The sequence below is a fragment of the Lactobacillus sp. C449L genome (genome assembly GCF_059900815.1).
Genome location: NZ_JBWXGA010000019.1, coordinates 1 through 836, shown reverse-complemented (window position 1 = coordinate 836; position 836 = coordinate 1). Strand labels below are relative to the sequence as shown.

Annotated in this window: 1 protein-coding gene; it reads left to right on the top strand. The window is 35.2% G+C overall.

Going from position 1 to position 836, the window contains the following annotated elements:
• Positions 1-836 (top strand): hypothetical protein (locus AC2JF9_RS08010; RefSeq protein WP_500726750.1); only part of this gene is annotated, 836 nt, incomplete at both ends.

Below are 836 nucleotides of genomic sequence, written 5' to 3'. Positions count from 1 at the left end.
ATTTGAAGGTACTGACAATCAATTCAGTCATTATCCTACTGGTGTAGTCACGCCTAAAGGGAAGCACTATTTAATAGATAGTGAAGGCGATTTAAGTTTTACTGGTACGAAATATCTAGCATATGAAGATAAGGAGGCTTTCCCTCCCTTCAGTGCTGCTGAGCTACTATTAGAATCGAAAAATGATTTTAAGATCGACTATACTGAAGCTTTTAAATACTACAATCTAAATAAAGAGCTTGCTATAAAAGAGAACGAGAATATTCTTTCATCTAAGGAATTTAAACCGGAGCATCCAATTGCACTTACAGTTAATCAGGAAATCAAAGAAGTAAAAAACATGATGGAAGAGCAAGGTTTAGATCCGTCAAAAAATCCTGAAGTGTCAGCTCTATTGGATCAACATTTCTCGAAACTTGAAAAGCTTTTAGCCGATTTTTCTGAGAAAATCGAAAAAGCTTCCCATGAAGATATTCCACAATTAGAAGAAAACATGAAGGGGAAACTAAACAAGATTTTTACAGATTTAAAAGACGGTCTAAAACAGCTTTTTGTTGATATGAAAGACAAAGTTCAATCAGGAATTGAAAATAAGGTAAATGACGTTAGGGTTAATATTCATAATGCTGTAGCTGAAAAAGTGCAAAATGTAAATGACAAAATAAAAAATTTAACTGCATCCCTTGATAAAAAGTATCAGATCATCGAAAAGGGGACTGAGAAGCTTCAGAAAGACCCTATAGAGCGTCCGAGTCAAGAAGATAAGCTTCAAGTAGCTTCTGCCTTATCGCAAGTTCAAAAGGCTTTTGACGAGGTTAAGGGTGCTGCGAAAACAG